Below are 19,559 nucleotides of genomic sequence, written 5' to 3'. Positions count from 1 at the left end.
ACTCTCGGTTGTGCACAGGGCAGTTCGCGACCACCGTTCGCCCCGGTCGGGTCCGTCCGGAGGGCGCTAGCGTCCTGAGACATGGGCGGCGACGACGATCGGGCACACACGGTGGCACGATTGAATTCCGTGCGGAGACAGAGTGATTCCGCGCGCGCCGAGCCGCGCCGAGTCGACGAATTCGATGACCCCCAGGGCGAGCCGCCGATCGGGCAACCGCAGGCCGGCGTCGTGCATCCCGATCCGGAGTGGCTGCTTCCTGCCGCGCAGCGTCCCGAATCACCATGGTCGTCGTTGTTACCGCAGCGGTGGCGATTCGCGCGGATGGATCCCGGCCGACCCGGTGTGAAGGCGTTGGCGGCGGCGGGTGTGTTCGTGGTCCTCGTCGCCGGCTTCGCGGTGTTTCGAGATGCGCCGACGCCTGCGCCCGCACCACCACTGGCGGTGGTCTCCACCGACGCCGCCGATACCCGCGCGCCGGACTCGGCGATGTCCGAATCCGGGTCGTCGGGCAGGTCGCCGGACAAGACGGCCGGCACGGCACCGGTCGCGGAAACAGAACTTGTCGTCAGTGTCGTCGGACTCGTCGCGCATCCCGGTCTCGTTCGGCTGCAACCGGGCTCGCGCATCGCCGACGCCTTGGCCGCAGCGGGAGGGGCTGTGGAGGGTGCCGATCTGTTGGCGCTGAACATGGCAGCTCGGGTGTCGGACGGCGATCAGATCGTCGTGGGGCTCGTGCCGGCTCCGGCGGCCCCTCCGGTCAGCGGCACCACGTCGGGTCAGGGCGCAGGGCCGGGCGGAGTTGCCGGTTCGACGACGGACCAGGCGGGCCCTGCCGCCGGCGGAGCAGTGGACCTCAATACGGCCACGGTCGCAGAATTGGATGCGCTGCCCGGTGTGGGACCGGTGACGGCAACGTCGATCGTGAGCTGGCGAGACACGAACGGCCGCTTCGTATCGGTCGATCAGCTCGCCGAGGTCGACGGTATCGGCCCGGGTCGGCTCACCAAGATTCGCGACCTGGTCCGAGTCTCGTGACCGGGGTGCCGTCGTCGACGGACTCCGAGGAACCAGTTCCTTTCGACATCCGCCTGATTCCGGCGGCAGCGGCGTCCTGGTCGATCACTGCGACCGGTATTCTCGCCGGTCCGAGCGCGGCGGTGAAGGCCACGGTGGTGACGTGCGCGATCGTGGTGCTGGGAGCCGTTGTGCTGCAGAGGATCTCGAAGGGTCGAGCGGACACCGCGAGACACGTGTGGTCCGGGGCGGCCGCGGTGATCGTCGTGGCGTTGTGTTTCGGCGGTGCGATCTGGCTCCAGATGCGCTCGGTGGCGGAGCATCCAGTGGCTGCGGCCGCGCAGAATCGGGCATGGATCACGGCAGTGGTCGACATCGAAGAAGACCCGCGACGTCTGCCCGCGCCCGGGCCGCCGATGGTGATGTTGCAGGCGGAGATGACCCGCGTCGATGTCGGTGGCGAGGCGCTCTACGTCGGCGGCCGGGTATCGATCGTGGCACCGGAGTCGACATGGTCGGCACTGCTTCCGGGCCAGCAGATCACGGTCCGGGGCCGGCTCGGGGTACCCACCAGGTCCGATATGACCGTGGCCGTCATCCGAACGACCGGTCCGCCGGTGGCAGTGGGTGAGCCCGGACCGGTCTCGTCGGCGGCGGGCTCGTTTCGCTCGAATCTGGCAGACGTGGCGCAGAATTCGCTCCCGTCGGACCGGGCAGGTCTACTGCCGGGCCTCGTCGTGGGCGATGTCTCACGATTGGACGAGCAGGTAGTCGAGAACTTCCGAGCCGCGGGCTTGACGCATCTGACGGCGGTGTCGGGTGCGAACTTCTCGATCCTGATCGGTGCCGTGCTGTTGGTGTTGCGCGGCATAGGGATCGGGCCTCGCGCCACCGTCACGATTGCCTTCGTCGTTCTGATCGCCTTCGTCGTCGTGGCCAGACCGTCCCCGAGCGTGTTGCGCGCCGCGGTGATGGGGTCGATCGGTTTGCTGGCCCTGGTGACCGGCAGACGGAAGCAAGCGGTCCCGGCCTTGTGCGGCGCGGTGTTGGCACTACTCGGGTGGTGGCCGCGGCTCGCCGTGGACGTCGGATTCGTCCTGTCGGTGTTCGCCACCGCGGGGCTGGTGCTGGTGGCACCGATCTGGGTGGACTGGCTGCGGGCCCGAGGATGGCCCCGGGCAGCTGCGGAGGTGGTGGCGGTCGCCGCGGCGGCCCACGTGGTGACGGCGCCCGTCGTCGCGGCAATGGCGGGAACCTTCAGCGTGGTGGGTGTGGTTGCGAACGTATTGGTCTCGCCGGTCGTCGCCCCCATCACCGTGGTGGGCATCGTGACGGCGGTGTTGGCTGTGGTCAGTACCTCGCTCGCCGACATGACGGTGCAACTGGCGTCGGCACCGTTGTGGTGGTTGATCACGGTGGCCGAGCGGGCGGCGTCGGTGCCGGCAGCATCGGTCGTCGTTCCGGAGGGTGTCCGAGGAATCGCGGCGGCGACCGTCGGCACTGTCGTGGTCCTGGGCGCGCTGCGATGGGTGTTGTTCCGCTGGGTGTCGGCCACGTTCGCGATTGCACTTCTGGCGCTGTGGACGGCCCACGTCGTGTGGTGAGTGACGGTCCGAAGCGGATGTCCGTGGTGTCGGCGGCGCATGGCACGATCATGGTCGTGACTTCGAGTGTGGCTCCTCTGCATCTGGTACTCGGCGACGAGGAACTACTGATGGATCGTGCGGTGGCCGCGATCGTGACGCAGGTGCGTGCGAATGCGGCGATCCCGGGGGAGGACCTCCCGGTGACCCGGCTGCGGACCGGTGACGCAAGTGCTCCCGAGCTCGCCGAACTGCTGAGTCCGTCGCTGTTCGCCGAGGACCGTGTCGTCGTACTCGAGGCGGCGGCCGAGGCCGGTAAGGATGCAGTCGCTCTGGTGCTCGACGCGGCTACCGATCCACCCGAGGGTGCCGTCGTGGTGGTCATGCATTCCGGCGGCGGCCGCGCCAAAGCGATGGTCGGTGCCCTCCAGAAATGCGGGGCTCAGGTCCACGAATGCGTCAAGCTCACCAAACCGGCCGAGCGGATCGATTTTGTCCGAGGCGAGTTTCGCGCGGCGGACGTCCGCGTCAGCGGCGAGGTGATCGAGGCTGTCGTCGAGTCCGTCGGTAACGAACTCCGCGAATTGGCCTCGGCGTGTTCACAGTTGGTCTCCGATACCGGAGGCAAAGTCGATCTGGCCGCCGTGCGTCGGTACTACTCGGGCAAGGCGGAGGTATCGGGATTCGACGTCGCGGACAAGGCCGTCATCGGTGATCGAGCCGGCGCTCTCGAAGCCTTGCGGTGGGCCATGCACCGTGGAGTGGCCCACGTTCTCCTCGCGGATGCGCTAGCCGATGCCGTGCGCACCATCGCGCTCGTCGGCTCGGCCGGTCGCGGTGACCCGTTCCGGATGGCAGGCGAACTGGGAATGCCGCCCTGGAAGATCAAGAAGGCGCAGGGCCAAGCGCGCGGCTGGAACGGCCGCTCGATAGCGCAGGCCCTACGCGTAGTGGCGCAACTGAACGCCGACGTCAAAGGCCAAGCAGCGGACGCGGACTACGCGGTGGAGCGAGCTGTCGCCGAGGTCGCCTCGTTGGGTGACCGCTAGCGGGGTGCCCGGCGCACGACAAAGCCCGCTGCGTCCTCGTCGGATGCAGCGGGCTCGGTCGAGCTCAGTACGAGATCAGAGCTTGTTGACTGCGAGAGCCAGTGCCGACTTCTTGTTGGCGGCCTGGTTCTTGTGGATGACGCCCTTGCTGGCAGCCTTGTCGAGCTTGCGGCCGGCATCGAGGAGAATCTCGGAAGCCTTGTCCTTGTCGCCCGCAGCCTGTGCCTCGCGGAACGAGCGGATGACGGTGCGAAGGGAGGACTTCACCGACTGGTTGCGCAGGCGTGCACGCTCGTTGGTGAGAATCCGCTTCTTCTGGGACTTGATATTGGCCACGCGTAAAATCCTTGTCGTCTTCGTCGGTATTCCGGTCAGGGCGATCCATGCTGGAATGCCCGAAGTCTGCTGCTGAGCGTTGAGCCCTGCGCCGAAGATCGAGAATACCAGCACAGGACGGCAGAACCCAATCCGGCGTCGCCCTCCACAGCCGTTTCAAGAATTTAACGCTTCTACCGCGCCTAACTCCTGTCTCTGTAGCAACATTGCCAGGATGAGTCCGCGATCGGCAACGCATGCCGCCTCCAAGGCCAAAGCGACCAGAACGAAGTCAGCGGATCGTGTCGAACCCGATGCAGACGGGGTGTTCGGGGGGTACTCCGACGTCGGAAAGTACAGCCTCGCCTTCGACGAGATGTTCGACTCGGACGGTCGTACTCGAACGCCGTACAAAGGAATCCACACGGCGCTCGCCCCGGCGAACGCCGTGGACCTGGACGCCAGATCGGATGCGCTCGGACGCGCGTTCGTCGACCAGGGCATCACGTTCTCACTGTCCGGCCAAGAACGCCCGTTCCCGCTCGACCAGGTGCCCCGAGTCATCGCAGCAGGGGAGTGGTCGCGTCTGGAACGCGGCATCAAGCAGCGCGTCAAGGCTCTCGAGATGTTTCTCGCCGACATCTACGGAGACCAGGAAATCCTGCGGGACGGCGTCGTCCCGAAACGGCTGATCACGTCGTGCGAGCACTTCCACCGTGAGGCCGTCGGCATCACCCCGCCCAACGGCGTACGTATCCACGTTGCCGGAATCGACCTCGTGCGCGACGCGCAGGGCACGTTCCGTGTCCTCGAAGACAACCTGCGTTCACCCTCGGGCGTCTCCTACGTCATGGAGAACCGCCGGACCATGGCCCGGGTGTTCCCGGACCTGTTCGCCAGTCACCGCGTGCGTGCCGTCGGCGACTACGCCTCGCACCTGCTGCGGGCACTGCGCGCATCGGCCGCCCTCAACGAGGCCGACCCGACCGTGGTGGTTCTCACTCCGGGCGTGGCGAACTCGGCGTACTTCGAGCACTCGCTGCTCGCTCGGCTGATGGGCGTCGAGCTCGTCGAAGGTCGAGACCTGTTCTGCCGAGACAACATCGTCTACATGCGCACCACCGAGGGTGAGCGTCAGGTGGACGTCATCTACCGACGAATCGACGACGACTATCTCGACCCCATGCAGTTCCGTCCCGACTCGGTGCTGGGAGTGGCAGGTCTGGTCAACGCCGCCCGCGCAGGCAACGTCGTCATCTCGAGTGCCGTCGGAAACGGCGTCGGCGACGACAAGCTCGTCTACACGTACGTACCGACGATCATCGACTACTACATGGGCGAGAAGCCGCTGTTGGCCAACGTCGACACGTTCCGGTGCTGGCTCGACGACGAGTGCGAGGAAGTCCTCGACCGCATCGACGAACTGGTCATCAAGCCGGTGGAAGGCTCTGGCGGCTACGGCATCGTCTTCGGACCCGACGCCTCGCCGAAGGAACTCGCCACCATCAGCAAGAAGGTCCGCGCGGATCCGCGCGGCTGGATCGCCCAGCCCGTCGTACAGCTCTCGACGGTGCCGACGAAGATCGGCGATCGCTTGGTACCCCGTCACGTCGACCTGCGGCCGTTCGCGGTCAACGACGGCGACGACGTCTGGGTGTTGCCCGGCGGTCTGACCCGGGTGGCGTTGCCGGAGGGGTCCTTGGTGGTCAACTCCAGCCAGGGCGGCGGTAGCAAGGACACGTGGGTGCTCGCCACCCGTACGTCGCAGGAGGAGCAGGAGCTCGCCGGTGACGAGATCGTCAGCGTTCCGCCGGAGTCACCGATGGCCGAACAAGGCCCGGAGCTGACGATGGACCAACAAATGAATCAGCAGCAGCAGCAGCAACAGCAGCAGGCAACGAACTCGGACTCGAACGGCGGTGGACAGTAAATGCTCGCGCGCAACGCAGAGTCGCTCTACTGGATCGGGCGGTATGTGGAGAGAGCGGACGACACGGCCCGCATTCTCGATGTCACCGTCCACCAACTTCTCGAAGACGCCACAGTCGATCCCGACCACACTTCGCGAGTGTTGTTGCGAGTGCTCGGTTTCCAGCACGAGCCGGACGTCTCGCTCGACGTGTGGTCGCTTACCGAGGTCGTCGCCTTCAGCCGCGACGGATTGGGTTCGATCGTGGACTCACTGTCGAGTGCGCGCGAGAACGCCCGAGGTGCGCGTGAAGTCACGTCCAGTGAGATGTGGGAGTGCTTGAACACCACGTACAACGGATTGAACGAGCGCATCAGGGCGTCCAAGCGCACCGGCCCGGCCGAGTTCTTCAGCTACATCGAGGAGCGCGCCGCGATGTTCGCCGGTCTCGCGGACTCCACCCTCAGCCACGACGACGGCTACCGCTTTCTCCTGCTCGGTCGCTCGGTCGAGCGCATCGACATGATCGTTCGGTTGTTGCTCTCGCGAGCCGGTGACCGGCCGTCGTCGCCGGCTTGGGTCACTGTGCTTCGCTCGGCCGGTGCCCACGACACCTACCTGCGCACCTACCGCGGCGCGCTCGATGCCCAGCGAGTACTGGAATTCATGTTGTTGGACAGACTCTTTCCGCGTTCGGTGTTCTACGCACTGACCGAGGCGGAACGGTCTCTCGACCAGCTCGATCATCAGCCGAACAGTCGCGTCGGTGCCCGCGCCGAGGCGCAGCGCCTACTCGGTCGCGCTCGAAGTGAGCTCGAATTCCTGCGTCCCGGTGCAATTCTCGAGGACCTGCAGGATCGGCTGCTGGCATTGCAGGAAACCTGCCGCGAACTCGGCGAGGCGATCTCGAAGCAGTACTTCCATGCCGCGCCGTGGGTGGCGTGGACCGATGCCGGGTCCGGCACATACGAAGATCAATTGGAAGGTGAACTGTGAGCTGGCGTATGCGTGTCGTGCACACCACGGGCTATCAGTACGACGCACCGGTGACGTCGTCGTACAACGAGGCTCGACTGACGCCGCGAAGTGACAACCGGCAGAACGTCATTCTGAACCGAGTCGAGACCAACCCGGTGACCCGCTCCTACCGGTACACCGACTACTGGGGAACGGCGGTGACGGCATTCGACCTGCACGCGCCGCACACCGAGCTCGAGGTGACCGGTTCGTCGGTGGTCGAGACCGACCCCTTCGTCTACCCCGACGAGAACGCCTCATGGGAGGAGCTGGCCAGCGACCCGATCACCGACCGCTTCAACGAGGTGCTCGACAACACCGAGTACGTGCCGAAGAACAGGCAACTCGCGTCGGTCGCGAAAAAGCTGTCGAAGGGTCTGCCGCCGCAGGAATCGGTCGTCGAGATCTCCAACTGGGTCAACCAGGAGATGTCGTACGTTCCCGGTACCACCGGTGTGCACACCTCGGCGGTGGAGGCCTGGTCGGAGAAGAAGGGTGTGTGTCAGGACTACGCCCACCTGACGCTGCTGATGCTGCGCAGCGTCGGCATCCCCAGTCGGTACGTCTCGGGCTACCTGCATCCGAAGAAGCAGGCCGCGATCGGTGCGACGGTCGAGGGCCAGTCTCACGCCTGGATCGAGGCCTGGACCGGTGCGTGGTGGGGCTACGACCCGACCAACGCCATCGCCGTCAACGAGCAGCACGTGTCGGTAGGACTCGGCCGTGATTACGCCGACGTCCCGCCGCTCAAGGGCATCTTCTCCGGCGGCGGTTCGACGGCTCTCGACGTGGTCGTGGAGATCACGCGACTGGCCTAGCGTCGTGCGCGTTTTGCGTACCCAGGGATACGCAAAACGCGCACGAGGTCAGTTCCAGCCGTAGTCCCGACGCAACCGATCTGCCACGGACTCGAACTGAGCTCTACCGAGGATTGCGCCTTCGCGACGAATACCGTCCTCGGGCACGTCGAGAACTCGGTCCAGACGAATCCAGCTCGGTCGGCCCTCGGCGTCCCACGCACCGGATCCGATCGACTGCCAGTCGCGGTCGCCGTCGCGGCTGCTCTGGCTCGACAGCATCAGGCCGAGCAGATCGTTGCCCTCACGCCCGATGACCAGCACCGGGCGGTCCTTGCCCTGAGTGGCGTCTTCCTCGTAGGTAACCCAGGTCCAGACGATCTCACCCGGATCGGCCTTGCCGTCCAGATCGGGGGAGTACTCGATGGTCCGCGCCCGTTGGGCGGTCGGCCTGGTCTGCGATGCCACCGGACGGCCGGGGCGAGGTGCCGGAGCCGGTGTGCGCGACGCGCTTCCGGAGATCGCGTCCTTGCCTTTCTGCAGCGCACCGGAGTTCTGTAGTTGACGCAGTAGCCTCGGGCCCTCGCGCAGTGCGATCTTGCCCAGTTCCTTGCCGAATCTGCTCCAGTTGCCAGCCATGCGGCGAGTGTAGCCACGGCGGCAGCGCTACAAACCGCCCTGACTCACCGGGCGACCAGCCACGACGGACAGCCGGGGACGGCGCACCGTTCCGCTCGTGGGACGATAGGGAAACCCGTTCGCTCATTTCGAACACGCCAGCCGAAGGATACGAGTGCCCAGCTTCGCCGACACGACGTTCACCGATCCGTCCAGGATCAGGAACTTCTGCATCATCGCCCACATCGACCACGGAAAGTCGACGCTGGCAGACCGGATGTTGCAGCTCACCGGCGTCGTCGACGACCGGTCGATGCGTGCGCAGTATCTGGACCGGATGGACATCGAGCGCGAACGCGGCATCACCATCAAGGCGCAGAACGTGCGTCTGCCCTGGGTCGTCGACGGCGAAGAATTCGTTCTGCACCTCATCGACACCCCCGGCCACGTCGACTTCACGTACGAGGTGTCCCGCGCGCTCGAAGCGTGCGAAGGTGCTGTCTTGCTCGTCGACGCTGCTCAGGGCATCGAGGCGCAGACACTGGCGAACCTCTACCTAGCTCTCGACAAAGAGCTCACCATCATCCCTGTGCTCAACAAGATCGACCTGCCTGCTGCCGACCCGGATCGCTACGCCGCCGAGATCGCGCACATCATCGGATGCGAGGCCGACGACGTGCTGCGGGTGTCCGGCAAGACCGGAGTAGGCGTCGAAGAACTGCTCAACGAGGTCGTCAAGCTGGTGCCGGCTCCGGTCGGCAACCCGGACGGGCCTGCCCGCGCGATGATCTTCGACTCGGTCTACGACACCTACCGAGGTGTCGTCACCTACGTCCGAGTGGTCGACGGCGCACTCAACCCTCGTGAGAAGGTCACGATGATGTCGACCGGCTCGACGCACGAGTTGCTCGAAGTCGGCATCGTGTCGCCGGATCCGAAGGCCACGAAGGGCCTGGGCGTCGGCGAGGTGGGGTACCTGATCACCGGCGTCAAGGACGTCCGTCAGTCCAAGGTCGGCGATACCGTCACCACGTTCCGCAAGGGTGCTACCGAGCCGCTGACCGGTTACCGCGAGCCACGGCCGATGGTCTACTCGGGCCTTTACCCACTCGACGGCTCCGACTACCCGGATCTGCGCGACGCCCTCGAAAAGCTTCAGCTCAACGACGCGGCCCTGACCTACGAGCCGGAGACCTCCGTGGCTCTCGGATTCGGCTTCCGCTGCGGCTTCCTGGGGTTGCTGCACATGGAAATCACCCGCGAGCGGCTCGAGCGCGAATTCAACCTCGACTTGATCTCGACCTCGCCGAACGTCGTCTACCGCGTCGAGATGGAAGACGGTGCCGAGCACATCGTCACCAACCCGTCGTACTGGCCCGAGGGCAAGGCTCGGGAAGTGTTCGAGCCCATGGTCAAGTGCACCATCATTTCGCCGAGCGAGTTCATCGGCTCGATCATGGAGCTGTGTCAGGGTCGACGAGGCGAGCTCGGCGGTATGGACTACCTGTCGGAGACTCGTGTCGAACTGCGCTACACGATTCCAATGGCCGAGATCATCTTCGACTTCTTCGACATCCTGAAGTCACGTACTCGGGGATACGCCAGCCTCGACTACGAGGAGATCGGCGAGCAGAGCGGTGCGCTGGTGAAGGTGGACATCCTGCTGCAGGGCGAGGCTGTCGACGCCTTCAGCGCGATCGTCCACAAGGACGCCGCTGCGGCCTACGGCAACAAGATGACGACCAAGCTGAAGGAACTGATTCCGCGGCAGCAGTTCGAGGTGCCGATTCAGGCTGCTATCGGATCTCGCATCATCGCCCGCGAGAACATCCGCGCCATCCGTAAGGACGTGCTTGCCAAGTGCTACGGCGGCGACATCAGCCGTAAGCGCAAGCTGCTCGAGAAGCAGAAGGAAGGCAAGAAGCGAATGAAGACCATCGGCCGGGTCGAGGTTCCGCAGGAAGCCTTCGTGGCGGCACTGTCTTCGGAGTCCTCGTCGGACAAGCCCAAGAAGTAGGGACGGGACTTCCGCTTTCTGAAATCGTTGTAACGCAACCTTTCCGGCCCCGCACCGTGTTCTCGGTGCGGGGCTGGTGTGTTTGTGTGGGGCTGGTGCGTGTTTGCGCGGGCTTATGCGATGTGGGGGCCGGCTCGGGCGTGGGATTGTCGGCGTCGTCTGTAGGGGTCGACGGATGCCGGCGGTACGAACCAGGGGTGCTGATCGGTGCCGATGAACACTTCCCAATCGGAGTGGTGGATGAGTCGGTGATGAAATCCGCACAGGAGGACGAGGTTGTCCATGTCGGTGGGGCCGCCGTCGGCCCAGTGCCAGATGTGGTGGCCTTCGGTCCAGGCGGCGGGTTTGCCGCAGCCGGGGAACGCGCAGCCGTGATCGCGGGCGGTGAGGGCGCGTTTCTGTTTGGCGGTGACGGTACGGGCGGTGCGGGCGAGGTTGAGTGGGTTGCCGTTCTCGTCCATGACGATGGCGGTGAGGAGGCAATCGCAGGCGAGCTGACGCGACGTCTCGCGGGAGAGGGGTCCCATCCACGGTAGCCACCCGACCGACGTGCCGTCACCGAAGAGATCCCGATACGCGCTCCGGTTCTCGGTCGGGCTATCGGACTCGACCCGGGGATCCGCCTCGCCCCGGCGATCGGACTCGTCCGTGTCGGGGTGGATCGGGTTTCCGGTGTCGATGTCAACCGGATCGGCTGGATCTGTCTCGTATTCTGCTGCGGCGCGGGTGGTTTCGTCGTCGGTGATGTCGTTGTTGTTCTGGTTGTTCTGACTTTGGAGGTCCTGCAGTCGGATGTGCAGGTTGACGTGTGGTTTTTCTCCGCCTTCGGTGGGGCGATTCGAGGTGGCGAGGTAGCGGTCGAGGATGTGTCCGAAGGCGTCGGCTCGTCTCTTGGCGGGGCTGCGGTCGTCTTGGGTGCCGTCGGCTGCGGGGTGGGGTTCGGTCAACGGCGAAAGCGCGGTGAGCAGCTTTTCTCCGGTGATCGCATCGAAATCCATCTTCGCCACGAGACGTCCGTTGAGGGTTTTCGAGGCGAAGAGTTCGTTGCGGTCGGTGTCCTCGGCGGGCGGCTTCTTACCGCCGAAGGTGTCCTGCAACTTGGTGATGGCTGCGCGGATGCGGTCGGTGCGGGCTTCGGGCCCGGCGGCGGCGGCGATCAGAGCTTTACGTGCGGCATCGCGACCCTCTTGAGGGAGGTTCTTCGGGGGTGTTTCGGCGAAGGTGAGGATCAGGGCGGCGTGGTCGACGGACATGACGCCGGTGTTCACGGCGTCGGCGATGTCGGGGAAGTTCTTCAACCCGCGGGCGAGGGCAACGATCTTGTTCACTTTGCTCGGGGTGAGGAGGGTGGTGGAGGTCAGCCACCCTGCGGGGCCGGGGAAGCCGAGCTTCTCCCGGCTCACGCGGGTGTCGATGTCGGCAACGAGGGCGATCCGCCGGGCTTCGAGCAGTTGGATCCGGTGGGAGACATCAGCAGCGTCGGCGAGGAGTTCGCTTTCGCTCAGTTGCCAGATCTCCGTTGCCATGAACCAAGTGTATCGAACGGGTGTTCGATATACAAGGATGGTGCAATCGAAAACTATTGCTGTGCACAAGGATTCGGGAAGCGGAAGGTGTCGGTGGTCCGTGATATCGCTCGGAGAGTACATTTCGAATCTGTGACGACGCCGATCTTGAAGAAATTGCGTGTTCCCGTTGTCGGTGCGCCCATGGCGGGCGGTCCGAGTACTCCCGAGCTCGCCCGGGCTGTGTCCGAGGCCGGCGGACTCGGAATGATCGCCGGCGCGTTGTTGACGCCGGATGCCTTTGCCGCGCAGGTGGATTCGATGCGGGGTCTGGTGTTCGGGGTCAATCTTTTCCTACCCGAGGAGCCGTCGGGCGCGGATGTCGACTCCTACGCCCAGCATCTGGCATCGTGGTTCGAGCGATTCGACGCCGAACCCGGCGTGCTCAAACGCCGCGATGATTACTACCCGGAGAAATTCGCCTGGCTGCTTGCCCATCCGGTGCCGGTGGTGTCGAGTACTTTCGCCACCTTCGATGCCGACGAGGTTGCCCAGCTGCATTCGGTGGGAACCGAAGTGTGGGCAACGGTGGCAACCGCCTCCGACGCGTCCATCGCCACCGCGAACGGTGTGGACGCGCTGGTGGTGCAGGGTCCCGAGGCGGGCGGACACCGAGGCACGTTCGACGGGTCGGCTCCGGAAGAGCCGTTGACGGAGTTGCTGGTCGCAGTGCGCGAGATATCGGATCTGCCCCGAATCGCGGCCGGCGGGCTCATGGACGGCAACGACATTGCGCCGCTGCTGGATTCGGGTGCTGCGCATGCAGCCCAGCTGGGTACCGCGTTTCTGAACACTCCCGAGGCAGGAACGAAGCCCGTGCACCGCGAGCAGCTGGCCAGTGCGTCGGGTACCGCCGTGACGAAGGCGTTTTCGGGCCGTCCTGCGCGGGGCTTGGTGAACGAGTTCATGCGCGAGAACTCCGAAGCCGCCCCGCTGGCGTATCCCGATCTGCACTATCTGACCGCGCCGATGCGCGCGAAGGCCGCAGCTGCGGGTGACCCGTCGGGACTGTCGATGTGGGCCGGGACCGGCTATCGCCGCGCTCAGGCGAAACCGGCGGCCGAGCTGGTCGCCGAATGGGCGGGACAACTCGGCCGCTGAACCAGACAGCTCAGGGGTTGGCGTGGGCGGGCTGGAAGTGTCCCGATGCCTGCGCTTCCTCTGCTCGGATGACGTGCACCACGGCGTTGATCAACGCCAAGTGCGTGAATGCTTGCGGAAAGTTGCCGAGGTGACGGCCGGTGCGATGGTCGATCTCTTCGGCGTAGAGCTTGAGCGGGCTCGCGTAGGCAAGCAGTCGTTCGCACAGGTGCTTGGCGCGCGGGAGTTCGTCGATCTCCACCAGAGCGGACACGAGCCAGAACGAGCAGATCGTGAACGTGCCTTCCTCGCCGGACAAACCGTCGTCGGTGGTGTCGGTTCGATAGCGCAGAACCAAGCCGTCCTCGGTCAACTCGTCGGCGATGGCGAGCACCGTTGCACGAATGCGCTCGTCGTCGGCCGGCAGAAATCGCAGGAGCGGTGCGAGTAGCAACGACGCGTCCAGAGAGGGATCTCCGTACCGCTGCGTCAGCACGCCGCGCGAGTCCACGCCGTTGTCGAGGATGTCGGCCTTGATCTCGTCGGCGATTTCGTTCCACTTGGTCGAGTAGTCCTTCTCGCCGTGGATATCGGCGAGCTTCGCACCGCGATCGAGCGCAACCCAACACATCAGCTTCGAGGACGTGAAGTGCTGGGGCTCACCGCGTACCTCCCAGATGCCACGGTCGGGTTTGCGCCAGTTCGCGATCGCTTCCTCGACCTGCCGCTTGAGCAGAGGCCACAGGAACTCCGGGACGTGTTCGCGCGACTTGACGTGCAGGTACACCGAGTCGAGCATGGTGCCCCAGATGTCGTGCTGCTCTTGGTCGTAGGCGCCGTTGCCGATACGTACCGGTCGGGCACCGTCGTACCCGGACAAGTGCGGCAGCTCGGCCTCGTCGAGGGTCTTCTCACCGCCGATGCCGTACATCACCTGAAGCGGGTTGACCTCCCCGTCTGCACTGGTGGCTACATCGGACATGAAGGCGAAGAAGTCGTTGGCCTCACGGTCGAGCCCGAGCGTGTACAGACCCCACAGAGCGAATGTGGAGTCGCGGACCCAGGTGTAGCGATAGTCCCAATTGCGTTCCCCACCAGGTGTTTCGGGTAGCGACGTGGTCGACGCGGCGAGCAGTGCTCCCGTGGGTGCGTAGGTCAGTCCTTTGAGGGTCAGAGCGCTGCGCTGGAGGTAGCCGCGCCACGGATGATCGGGGAATCGGCCGATCGTGATCCACTGCCGCCAGCATTCGGAGGTCTGCCACATCTTACTGGCCGCTTCCTCGAACGTCTGCGGTGCGGGAAGATCGGACCACGACAGCGCGACGAAGATGTTGTCGCCTTCCGTCATTCGGGTTCGCGCGCGTGCTTCGCGGCCCTCGATGCCGATCCGAAGATTGGTGGTCAATTTGAGGGTGGGCTGGTCGCCGTCGGCGCTCGCCTCGCAGGTCGCGGTGGTCTCCTCGTACACCTTGCCGGTGTACTCCCATGTCGCGGGTGCCCGATGGTAGTCGAAGGCGGGCTCGCAGCTCATCTCCAATTCGACTGTGCCGCTGACACATTTGATGGTCCGAAGCAAGATGTGCTCGGCATCCCAGTCGCTCGGTGCGCGCTTGTGAGTTCGAGAACGCTGGTCGGTGTTGTGCCAGGGGCCCATCACCAACGCGTCACGCACGATGAGCCACCCGGTCTCGGTCTGCCAGGTCGTCTCCACGATGAGGCCGCCGGGCAGGTATCGACGAGCGGCGGGTACCGACTGTCCGTACGGCCCGACGCGGAAGTGGCCCGCGCTTCGATCGAGGACGGCACCGAAAATACTGGGGGAGTCGGGCCGCGGCACACACATCCATTCGACGGAGCCGTTTCGGGCGATGAGGCACGTCGTCTCGCAGTCCGAGAGAAATGCGTAGTCGTCGATGGGCGGAAACGCGCTGCGGTAGGAGACCAACGTGGACACCGGCGCATCGGTGCTGCCCAACGCACCTTGGACTTCCGTTCCGCCCAGGCCTGGATGTCCTGAGCCCATGGCCGGCTCCTCGGCGACCGGGGGCACGGGCGAAACCTCATCGAATGCCGTCATGGCGTAATCATCGACCGAACCGTGGCAGCCGTCCACTGAGAGGCCGTACTCGGCGTGGCGCGGCTCAGGTGGAGCCCTGGTTTAAGCTGCGAGGATGGAATCGTTCGCGCGGTGGTGGGACGGCGTCGAGCTGTGGGTGACGGGCCTTCCGTTCGTTCCGCAGTCGGTCGTCGTCCTCGCAGTGCTCGTTCCGGTTGCGTTCGTCTCGGCTCGGGTGTTCGATCGCGTGCTGGCAGTGATCCTGCGCGTGTTGGGCCGTGACGCCAGCGCAGCACGCGAGGCCGAGCTCTCGGCCTCGACGTCTACGACGAAGGATGGACTGTAATGCCGCGGTCTCGGGTGACATGGGCTCTGATCGCGCTGCTGGCGTTGGTCGTCATCGCATGGTTGATCACTCGCTGACACGCGCCCGTCGTGCACGCGCACGACTCCTCTGATTAGAGTCGGTCCGGAACCTCTGCTAGATTCCTGACCGTGTCTTCTGCCGCCGAGTACCGCGTCCGCCACCAGTTGGCGTTGATTGCTGTCGGCATGCTGGCAGTCGCCGATATCGACTGTTGTTGATTCTTTCCTTCGCGAATCGGTTTCGTCGATCCACTGTCGCCGCGTAGTGCAGTGTGTCCGCACGACGGACCGGAGTCCGTGCCGCCAGTTCGCTGCTTCGCCGGCCGGGTCCTGACTGCTACGGCGCTCAGCGCGAATCTCCTTGCGTGTCTTGTGTTCTTTCCTCATCGTCACACCACCATGAAAGGCCTTTCGCAATGAGGCATCGTTCTCGTTATCTGCTCACCACGTTCGCAGCTGTGGGAACTCTTCTGGTCACCGCCTGCGGCGGCGGTTCCAGCGATGTCGTCGGGGGCGGGTCGGACACTGCCAGTGGCCCGGCTCTGACACTCGTCGGCTACGCAGTGCCGAAGAACGGCTGGGACGCAATCGGTCCGGCGTTCGCAGCCACCGAGGATGGAGAGGGTACGGCGATCAACGCCGACTACGGCGCATCGGGAAACCAGTCGCGCAAGGTCGCCGACGGCGCGCCTGCGGACATCGTCAACTTCTCCGTCGAGCCGGATGTCACTCGACTTGTCAAGGCGGGCAAGGTCGACGAGGACTGGAACCAGAACGCGTACGGCGGGGTGCCGTTCGGCTCGGTGGTGACCATCGTCGTCCGCGAGGGCAATCCGAAGAACATCCAGACGTGGGACGACCTGATCAAGCCCGACGTTCAGGTCATCAGCCCGAGCCCCCTCAGCTCCGGATCGGCGAAGTGGAACCTGCTCGCGCCGTACGCCGCCAAGAGCAACGGTGGCCAGGACAAGCAGGCCGGTCTCGACTTCGTTCGTACGCTCGTCGCCGATCACTTCCCTGTGCAGCCCGAATCCGGCCGCGCCGCAACCGAAGCGTTCCTGCAGGGGCAGGGCGACGCGCTACTGAGCTACGAGAACGAGGCACTGCTCATCGAAGAGCAGGGACAGAAGGTGGAGCACGTGGACGTCCCCGTCACCTTCCGCATCGACAACCCGGTGGCAGTGATCAACAGCAGTGCGAACCTCGAGCGTGCGAATGCTCTGAACGATTTCGTCTACTCCGACGAAGGCCAGAAGATCTGGGCCGAGGCGGGTTTCCGGCCGACCAATCCGGAGATCGCCTCCGAATACTCGGACAAGTTCTTCACGCCCGAAAAGCTGTACACCATCGATGATCTCGGCGGCTGGACTCAGGTCGACGCCGACCTGTTCGGAGACAACGGCGCAATTGCGACGATCTACCAGGAAAGTACTCGGTAGATGTCGTCGTCGACCGGTGAACCCGCGGCCCCGGGTTCGATCGCCCCGCTCAGTGCGACACCTCGGTTTCGTGCTGGGCGGGAAGGTCGCAAGTTCCGGGGCCCCGGTTCGGTGGGTCCGCTGGGCCTCGGTGTCGCTGTTCTGTGGCTCAGTGTCATCGTGCTGCTGCCGTTGGCGGCGTTGACGGTTCAGTCGTTCGACGGCGGCCTCGGTGGTTTCTGGGATGCGGTCACCGAGACACGTGCCATCGCCACGTTCAAGGTGACTCTGCTGGTGTCCGTGGCTGCCGCCGTGATCAACCTCTTTCTCGGCACTCTGATCGCGTGGGTTCTGGTACGCGACGAGTTTCCCGGCAAGCGTTTCGTCAATGCCCTGATCGACCTGCCGTTCGCACTACCGACCATCGTGGCGAGCTTGGTGTTGCTGTCGCTGTACGGACCGTCGAGTCCGATCGGCATCGTCTTCAACGCCACCAAGCCTGCGGTCATCGTGGCGCTGCTGTTCGTCACGCTCCCGTTCGTGGTGCGTGCGGTGCAGCCGGTGCTGATAGAACTCGACAAGGACGTCGAAGAGGCGGCCGCATCGCTGGGTGCGAACAACTGGACCATCTTTCGGCGCATCGTGTTGCCGGTACTGCTTCCGGCTGTGCTCTCGGGCGGTGGGCTCGCGTTCGCCCGTGCCATCGGCGAATTCGGGTCTGTGGTGTTGATCGGCGGCAACATCCCCAACGACACGCAGGTCGCTTCGCAGTACATCCGTGAACTCATCGAGTACGACCGGCCGGTCGACGCAGCCGCAATCTCCGTGGTGCTGTTGGCAATCGCCTTCGCTGTGCTGTTCGTGCTCCGCATCATCGGCAACAGGTTGGCCAGACGGGAAGAGCAGATCTCGTGAAAATCGGTCTCCCGATCAAACTGTCCCTGCGTGCCGTCGCACTGATCTATCTCGCTGTGCTCGTGCTGTTCCCCCTCGGTGCCATCCTGTTTCGCACGTTCGAGGACGGGGTGGTGGCGTTCTGGGAGCAGATCACCACTCCCGCCGCGCAATCCGCTCTCCAACTCTCCCTGTTGATCGTGGCGATCGTCGTTCCCATCAACGTCGTGTTCGGAATCGTCACAGCGTTGGCATTGGTACGCGGACGGTTCCGCGGCAAGGGGATACTCGAAGCGATCGTGGACCTGCCGTTCGCGGTGTCGCCGATCATCACCGGCGTCGCGCTCATCCTGCTGTGGGGTGCCAACGGATGGTTCGGTGGCATCGAAAGCCTCGGTTTCAAGGTCATCTTCGCGCTACCCGGCATGGTCATCGCGACGATATTCGTCACCTTGCCGTTCGTCGTTCGCGAAGTGGAACCGGTCCTGTACGAGATCGGTGAAGAGCAGGAAGAGGCTGCCTCGACCCTGGGTGCGAGTACCTGGCAGACGTTCTGGCGAATCACGTTGCCTGCCATCCGATGGGGACTGACCTACGGCGTGGTGCTCACCGTCGCACGTTCGCTCGGAGAATTCGGCGCCGTCATCATGGTCTCCACCAACCTGCCCGGCATTTCCCAGACGCTCACACTGCTGGTCAATTCACGGTACGAGGACTTCAATCAGCAGGGCGCATACGCGGCGTCCACCTTGCTCATGGCGATCGCCGTCATCGTGCTGCTGCTGATGACGGTTCTCGACAAGAAGAGGACGAAGTAATGACCGAGACATCTTCCGAGATCGAGATCTCCGTGGTCGGCGCGAACAAGCGCTACGGCGATTTCGCCGCCCTCGACGACGTCAGCATCGACATCCCGAAGGGCTCGCTGACGGCGCTGCTCGGACCCAGTGGCTCGGGCAAGTCCACGCTGCTTCGATCCATCGCAGGCCTCGAGCAGCTCGATACGGGCCGAGTGGTGCTGGCAGGCCAGGACGTCACCTGGGTGAGCCCGCAGCGTCGCGAGATCGGGTTCGTGTTTCAGCACTACGCCGCGTTCAAACACCTGACGGTGCGCGACAACGTGGCGTTCGGCTTACAGATCCGCAAGCGGCCCAAGGCCGAAATTGCCAAGAAGGTCGACGAACTGCTCGAGATCGTCGGTCTGGCCGGTTTCCAAGGCCGCTACCCGGCGCAGCTCTCCGGAGGACAGCGTCAACGCATGGCGCTGGCACGTGCACTCGCCGTCGACCCGCAGGTTCTCCTCCTCGACGAGCCCTTCGGTGCCCTCGATGCCAAGGTGCGCGCAGATCTACGGACGTGGCTGCGCCGATTGCACGACGAGGTGCACGTCACCACTGTGCTGGTGACCCACGACCAGGAAGAAGCGCTCGACGTCGCCGACCGAATCGCGGTGCTGAACAAGGGCAGAATCGAACAGGTCGGCACCCCGGAAGATCTCTACGATCGCCCTGCAAACAACTTCGTGATGTCGTTCCTCGGTCAGGTGGCCAGGCTGAACGGACTTCTGGTGCGCCCGCACGACATTCGTGTCGGACGCGACCCGTCGTTGGCACAGGCGCAGGCGAGTGGCACGGCAGAATCTGCCGGGGTGACGCGGGCCGTCGTCGAACGGGTCGTACGCCTCGGCTTCGAGGTGAAGGTCGAGCTCAAGAACGCGGCCACCGGCGAGTTGTTCGCGGCGCAGATCACGCGCGGCGACAGCGAGGCGCTGGGGCTGCACGAGGGCGAAACCGTCTACGTCCGCGCGACTCGGGTTCCGACGATCACGGATACGACCGAATCGGCTCCGGTGCACTGA

At 64.8% G+C, this 19,559-nt stretch carries 18 protein-coding genes; 14 read left to right on the top strand and 4 right to left on the bottom strand.

Going from position 1 to position 19,559, the window contains the following annotated elements; all coding sequences use genetic code 11:
* Positions 1 to 81 precede the first annotated feature (81 nt).
* Genes VF34_RS09190 through holA form a run of 3 tightly spaced genes read left to right on the top strand, consistent with a single transcriptional unit; the run spans position 82 to position 3,649 of the window.
* Positions 82 to 1,038, top strand: a complete 957-nt coding sequence (locus tag VF34_RS09190) for a ComEA family DNA-binding protein (protein WP_080733328.1) — start codon at positions 82 to 84, stop codon at positions 1,036 to 1,038.
* Between the two features lie 5 nt (positions 1,039 to 1,043).
* Positions 1,044 to 2,621: a ComEC/Rec2 family competence protein gene (locus VF34_RS09185; RefSeq protein ID WP_032374565.1), complete on the top strand. Its 1,578-nt coding sequence runs from the start codon at positions 1,044 to 1,046 to the stop codon at positions 2,619 to 2,621.
* A 56-nt stretch (positions 2,622 to 2,677) separates the two neighbouring features.
* Positions 2,678 to 3,649, top strand: a complete 972-nt coding sequence (gene holA, locus VF34_RS09180; RefSeq protein WP_027497523.1) for a DNA polymerase III subunit delta — start codon at positions 2,678 to 2,680, stop codon at positions 3,647 to 3,649.
* 75 nt (positions 3,650 to 3,724) lie between these two features.
* On the opposite strand, the gene rpsT is transcribed toward holA, so the two are convergent.
* Positions 3,725 to 3,985, bottom strand: coding sequence for a 30S ribosomal protein S20 (gene rpsT / locus VF34_RS09175; protein WP_027497522.1), 261 nt, complete (start codon positions 3,983 to 3,985; stop codon positions 3,725 to 3,727).
* A gap of 355 nt (positions 3,986 to 4,340) precedes the next feature.
* Between rpsT and VF34_RS09170 the strand changes: the two genes are divergently transcribed.
* From VF34_RS09170 to VF34_RS09160, 3 genes are read left to right on the top strand one after another with little or no spacing between them, the layout of a single operon-like run.
* Positions 4,341 to 5,894 carry a circularly permuted type 2 ATP-grasp protein gene (locus VF34_RS09170; RefSeq protein ID WP_230073984.1) on the top strand — a complete coding sequence of 518 codons (1,554 nt, stop codon included), beginning with the start codon at positions 4,341 to 4,343 and terminating at the stop codon, positions 5,892 to 5,894.
* Positions 5,895 to 6,869 carry an alpha-E domain-containing protein gene (locus VF34_RS09165; protein ID WP_032368183.1) on the top strand — a complete coding sequence of 325 codons (975 nt, stop codon included), beginning with the start codon at positions 5,895 to 5,897 and terminating at the stop codon, positions 6,867 to 6,869. It begins immediately after the preceding gene.
* Positions 6,866 to 7,708: a transglutaminase family protein gene (locus VF34_RS09160; protein WP_196248540.1), complete on the top strand. Its 843-nt coding sequence runs from the start codon at positions 6,866 to 6,868 to the stop codon at positions 7,706 to 7,708. The genes VF34_RS09165 and VF34_RS09160 overlap by 4 nt, the downstream gene beginning before the upstream one ends.
* Positions 7,709 to 7,756: 48 nt before the next feature.
* On the opposite strand, the gene VF34_RS09155 is transcribed toward VF34_RS09160, so the two are convergent.
* The gene (locus tag VF34_RS09155) at positions 7,757 to 8,326 is read right to left on the bottom strand and encodes a type II toxin-antitoxin system PemK/MazF family toxin (protein ID WP_027497518.1); all 570 of its coding nucleotides are present in this window, start codon (positions 8,324 to 8,326) and stop codon (positions 7,757 to 7,759) included.
* A gap of 148 nt (positions 8,327 to 8,474) precedes the next feature.
* Between VF34_RS09155 and lepA the strand changes: the two genes are divergently transcribed.
* The gene (lepA, locus tag VF34_RS09150) at positions 8,475 to 10,322 is read left to right on the top strand and encodes a translation elongation factor 4 (RefSeq protein WP_045194648.1); all 1,848 of its coding nucleotides are present in this window, start codon (positions 8,475 to 8,477) and stop codon (positions 10,320 to 10,322) included.
* A 113-nt stretch (positions 10,323 to 10,435) separates the two neighbouring features.
* Here the strand turns inward: lepA and VF34_RS09145 are convergent, their stop codons facing one another.
* Positions 10,436 to 11,848, bottom strand: a complete 1,413-nt coding sequence (locus VF34_RS09145; RefSeq protein ID WP_045841264.1) for an HNH endonuclease signature motif containing protein — start codon at positions 11,846 to 11,848, stop codon at positions 10,436 to 10,438.
* A 132-nt stretch (positions 11,849 to 11,980) separates the two neighbouring features.
* On the opposite strand from VF34_RS09145, the gene VF34_RS09140 reads away from it, so the two are divergent.
* On the top strand, positions 11,981 to 12,988 hold the full coding sequence (locus VF34_RS09140) for an NAD(P)H-dependent flavin oxidoreductase (RefSeq protein WP_032374429.1): 1,008 nt from the start codon (positions 11,981 to 11,983) through the stop codon (positions 12,986 to 12,988).
* A 10-nt stretch (positions 12,989 to 12,998) separates the two neighbouring features.
* Here VF34_RS09140 and VF34_RS09135 read toward each other — a convergent pair whose 3' ends face one another.
* A complete protein-coding gene (locus tag VF34_RS09135) occupies positions 12,999 to 15,044 on the bottom strand; it encodes a glycoside hydrolase family 15 protein (RefSeq protein WP_027497515.1) in 2,046 nt (681 codons plus the stop codon).
* A 94-nt stretch (positions 15,045 to 15,138) separates the two neighbouring features.
* On the opposite strand from VF34_RS09135, the gene VF34_RS09130 reads away from it, so the two are divergent.
* The 6 genes from VF34_RS09130 to VF34_RS09110 all read left to right on the top strand — a co-directional run bounded on the left by VF34_RS09130 (position 15,139) and on the right by VF34_RS09110 (position 19,559).
* Positions 15,139 to 15,369: a hypothetical protein gene (locus VF34_RS09130; protein ID WP_027497514.1), complete on the top strand. Its 231-nt coding sequence runs from the start codon at positions 15,139 to 15,141 to the stop codon at positions 15,367 to 15,369.
* A gap of 149 nt (positions 15,370 to 15,518) precedes the next feature.
* A complete protein-coding gene (locus VF34_RS25745; RefSeq protein WP_310180897.1) occupies positions 15,519 to 15,608 on the top strand; it encodes an Ms4533A family Cys-rich leader peptide in 90 nt (29 codons plus the stop codon).
* A 197-nt stretch (positions 15,609 to 15,805) separates the two neighbouring features.
* The gene (locus tag VF34_RS09125; RefSeq protein WP_032368180.1) at positions 15,806 to 16,828 is read left to right on the top strand and encodes a sulfate ABC transporter substrate-binding protein; all 1,023 of its coding nucleotides are present in this window, start codon (positions 15,806 to 15,808) and stop codon (positions 16,826 to 16,828) included.
* Positions 16,829 to 17,722 carry a sulfate ABC transporter permease subunit CysT gene (gene cysT / locus VF34_RS09120; RefSeq protein ID WP_230593414.1) on the top strand — a complete coding sequence of 298 codons (894 nt, stop codon included), beginning with the start codon at positions 16,829 to 16,831 and terminating at the stop codon, positions 17,720 to 17,722.
* A complete protein-coding gene (gene cysW, locus VF34_RS09115; protein ID WP_027497511.1) occupies positions 17,719 to 18,519 on the top strand; it encodes a sulfate ABC transporter permease subunit CysW in 801 nt (266 codons plus the stop codon). The genes cysT and cysW overlap by 4 nt, the downstream gene beginning before the upstream one ends.
* A complete protein-coding gene (locus tag VF34_RS09110; protein ID WP_032368179.1) occupies positions 18,519 to 19,559 on the top strand; it encodes a sulfate/molybdate ABC transporter ATP-binding protein in 1,041 nt (346 codons plus the stop codon). The genes cysW and VF34_RS09110 overlap by 1 nt, the downstream gene beginning before the upstream one ends.

The sequence above is a fragment of the Rhodococcus sp. PML026 genome (assembly GCF_000963615.1).
GTDB classification, from domain to species: domain Bacteria; phylum Actinomycetota; class Actinomycetes; order Mycobacteriales; family Mycobacteriaceae; genus Rhodococcoides; species Rhodococcoides fascians.
The sequence above is the reverse complement of the archived record's forward strand: the minus strand, read 5'-3'. Positions and strand labels throughout refer to the sequence as shown.

Coding starts and splice junctions, on each gene's coding strand:
- VF34_RS09190 (WP_080733328.1), top strand. CDS start 82: ATGGGCGGCGACGACGATCGGGCACACACGGTGGCACGATTGAATTCC.
- VF34_RS09170 (WP_230073984.1), top strand. CDS start 4,341: ATGTTCGACTCGGACGGTCGTACTCGAACGCCGTACAAAGGAATCCAC.
- VF34_RS09165 (WP_032368183.1), top strand. CDS start 5,895: ATGCTCGCGCGCAACGCAGAGTCGCTCTACTGGATCGGGCGGTATGTG.
- VF34_RS09155 (WP_027497518.1), bottom strand. CDS start 8,326: ATGGCTGGCAACTGGAGCAGATTCGGCAAGGAACTGGGCAAGATCGCA.
- VF34_RS09145 (WP_045841264.1), bottom strand. CDS start 11,848: ATGGCAACGGAGATCTGGCAACTGAGCGAAAGCGAACTCCTCGCCGAC.
- VF34_RS09135 (WP_027497515.1), bottom strand. CDS start 15,044: ATGACGGCATTCGATGAGGTTTCGCCCGTGCCCCCGGTCGCCGAGGAG.
- VF34_RS09130 (WP_027497514.1), top strand. CDS start 15,139: ATGGAATCGTTCGCGCGGTGGTGGGACGGCGTCGAGCTGTGGGTGACG.
- VF34_RS09125 (WP_032368180.1), top strand. CDS start 15,806: ATGAGGCATCGTTCTCGTTATCTGCTCACCACGTTCGCAGCTGTGGGA.
- cysT (WP_230593414.1), top strand. CDS start 16,829: ATGTCGTCGTCGACCGGTGAACCCGCGGCCCCGGGTTCGATCGCCCCG.
- VF34_RS09110 (WP_032368179.1), top strand. CDS start 18,519: ATGACCGAGACATCTTCCGAGATCGAGATCTCCGTGGTCGGCGCGAAC.